This window comes from Leisingera sp. F5 (assembly GCF_001593695.1).
Window position 1 is genome coordinate 1 of sequence record NZ_LUKH01000244.1, and the last position, 3,405, is coordinate 3,405.

The window sequence follows — 3,405 nt, forward strand, 5'->3', positions numbered from 1 at the left end:
CCCGAAGGGAGGGCAAAGGTGACAAAATCCGTGCTGATCATTGGTGGCGGGGCCATCGGACTAGGGCTGGCCTATCATCTGGCAGACCGCGCCCAGGTCACCGTGCTGGAGCGCAATCAGCTGACCAGCGGCACCAGCTGGCATGCCGCCGGTATTGTCGGGCCGCTGCGCGCGACGCCGAACATGACGAAGCTGGCAATGTATGCGGGGGAGCTGTTTCCCAAGCTGGAGGAAGAGGCGGGCCTGTCCACCGGCTACCGCCAGACCGGCGGTTATTGGATCGCGCGGAAAGAGGCGCGGATGGATGAGCTGCACCGGATTGCGGCGCTGGGGCGGCATTTCGGGCTGACGCCCTCCATCCTGGCGCCGGACGGGATTGATGTGCCGGGGCTGGACCTGCAGGGGGTCGTTGGCGCCCTGCGGGTCGAGGAAGACGCCAATGTGAACCCGGTGGATCTGTGCATGGCTTATGCCAAGGCGGCCCGCGCCAAGGGGGCGGTGATCCGCGAGGGCGTGCAGGTTGAGGCGCTGCTGGTGGAGAACGGCACGTGCAAGGGTATGCGTTTGGCGGATGGGTCTGAGCTGTTGGCGGATCAGGTGGCGCTGTGCGCCGGGGCCTGGTCGAAACCCCTGGCTGATGCCGCCGGGGTGGCGCTGCCGCTGCAGGCGGTCGAGCATATGTATGTGGTGACCGAACCCATGCAGGGCCTGCCCCATCCCTATCCGGTGCTGCGCGACCTGGACCGCGGCATCTATGTGAAGGGCGACACGGGCAAGCTGGTCTTTGGTGGGTTTGAGCCGCAGGCCAAGGTCTGGGATGCCTTTGGCCCCGAGGGCGACCGGCCGTTTCTGGAGCTGCCTGAGGATTGGGACCAGTTCATGCCCTTTATGGAGGCGGCACTGGCGCTGGTTCCCGGACTGCAGGATGCGGGCATTCAGCATTTCATGAACGGCCCCGAAAGCTTCACCCATGACACCCGCCCGCTGATCGGCCAGACGCCGGAGGCGGAGAGGCTTTATGTGGCGGCGGGGATGAACTCGGTCGGCGTCATGTCCTCGGCCGGGGTGGGGCGGGTGCTGGCGGATTGGATGCTCGCAGGCGAACTGCCGATGGACCTGTGGGAGGTGGATATTGCCCGGGTTGATCCTTTGGCCGCCGGGCAGGCGCATATCGAAACCCGGATGGAGGAGGCCGTCAGCGATGCCTTTGCCCTGCACTGGCCGTTCAAGCAGCCGAAAGCGGGCCGGGGGCTGCGCAAATCTGCGCTGCATGATCGCTGGGAGGCCGCGGGTGCACACTTCGGCCTGACCGCTGGCTGGGAACGGGGCTTGTGGTATGCGCAGAACGAGGCTGAGAGGAACCTGCCCTATTCGGTTGGTGATCAGCCCTGGTATCCGATTGCAGCCCGCGAAGCGGCGGTGATGGCGCAGGGCGCGGTGATGCTGGACCTCTCCCCATTCGGCAAGTTCGATGTGCAGGGGCCGGAGGCGCTGGCGCTGCTGCAGCATCTGGCAGCGGGCAACGTGGATGTCGACGCGGGCCGCGCGGTCTATACGCCAATGCTCAACGCCAAAGGCGGGATTGAGGCGGATGTGACCATCACCCGGCTTGCGGCGGATCACTTCCGGGTAACCTCCGGCGCGGCGACACGGCGCAAGGATCTGGCCTGGCTGCGCCGCCATGCAGCGGGCCGGGATGTGCAGGTCCGGGATGTGACAGAACTGGAATCTGTGATCGGCGTCATGGGCGCCGGCGCGCGGGCGGTGCTGGAGGGTTTGGGCCGTGATGATTGGTGGGCCTTTCCCTTCTCCACCGCCCGCGATGTAACGCTGGCCGGGCAGGCGGTGCGCGCCACCCGCGTGAGCTTTGTTGGCGAGCTGGGCTGGGAGCTGTCGGTCCCGGCTGCGGCAGCGGGCCAGGTGTTTGACGCGCTCAAGGCGGCCGGGGTGCAGCCCATGGGCCATTTCGCGCTGGAGGCCTGCCGGATCGAAAAGGGTTTTCGCGCTTGGGGCCACGACCTGGGGCCGGAGATCACACCGCTGGAGGCCGGGCTGGGCTTTACCGTCGACTGGTCCAAGGAATTTCTGGGCAAGGCGGCCCTCGCGGCGCAGAAAGCCCAGGGTCTCAGCCGCCGGATGGTTCTGTTCAACCTGCCCGGCCAGCCGCTGGTGCTGCATGACGAGCCGGTGCTGGAACATGGCCGCACCGTAGGCTTCACCACCTCCGGCGGGTGCGGTGCGCGCACCGGGTTGACACTGGCGCTGGCATTGGTGGAGCTGCCGCCGGGCGAGACCCTGGCCCAGACCTGTGCGCGGCAGTTTGAAATCGACATCGCAGGGCAGCGCTACACCGCAGAGGCGCTGCGGCGCCCGCCCTTTGACCCCTCAGGCGAGCGGATGAAAGCATGACCACCACAAACGCAAATGTCCTGATCATCGGCGGCGGCGCCATGGGGGTATCGCTGATGTACCATCTGGCCAAAGCGGGCTGGACCGACGTGGTGCTGACCGAGAAGAACGACCTCACCCATGGCTCCACCTGGCACGCGGCGGGCTTGTGCACCCATTTCGCCCATAACCCCACCATTCAGGAGCTGCGCGCAACCTCCGTGCGGCTCTACCGGGATATCCTGCCGGAGGAGACCGGCGACACCTGCGGCTTCCACCGCTCGGGCGCGATGCGGATCACCTCGAACCCGGACCGGATGGATGAGTTTGCTCATGTGGCAGGCCTCAGCCGCTTTACCGGTTATGAGCTTCAGATGCTGACGTCGGACGACGTTGAATGCCTGCACCCGCTGGCCCGCACGGACGGTATTCTCGGCGGCATTTATGAGCCGGACGACGGCCATGTTGACCCTTCGCTGGCCACCAATGCGATGGCCAAGGCGGCAAGGGCCAACGGCTCGACGATCCTGCGCTATAACCCGGTGTCCTCGATCCGGTGTGAAGAGGGCGTCTGGGTGGTCGAGACGCAGAAAACCACCATCCGGGCCAAGCACCTTGTTAATGCAGCAGGCACCTGGAGCTGGGAAGTCGGGCATATGATGGGGCTCAACATCCCCTCGGTGCCGGTGCTGCACCAGTATCTGGTGACCGATACGGTGCCCGCGGTGGCCGAGCGCATCGCCAGGGGGTTGCCCGAGCTGCCGATGATCCGCGACCCGGAAGAAAGCTGGTACGTGCGCCAGGAGCGCGACGGGCTGATCCTTGGGCCGTATGAGAAAGACGCGCAGCCCTGGTCCATCGACGGCTGTCCGCCGGACTTTGGCGCCGACCTGATGCCGCCCGATCTCGACCGGGTTGAGCACATCATCATGGCCGCAATGGAGCGCATCCCGGCGCTGGAGACCGGCGGGGTGAAATCGGTGGTGAACGGTCCGATCACCTTTACCCCCGATGCCA

At 66.2% G+C, this 3,405-nt stretch carries 2 protein-coding genes; both read left to right on the top strand.

Annotation, left to right across the window (positions count from 1 at the left end; translation table 11 throughout):
* Window positions 1-2,409 (top strand): FAD-dependent oxidoreductase (locus A2I95_RS28175; protein ID WP_367152847.1); only part of this gene is annotated, 2,409 nt, incomplete at its 5' end.
* Window positions 2,406-3,405 (top strand): FAD-binding oxidoreductase (locus A2I95_RS28180; protein ID WP_291735232.1); only part of this gene is annotated, 1,000 nt, incomplete at its 3' end. The genes A2I95_RS28175 and A2I95_RS28180, both read left to right, overlap by 4 nt.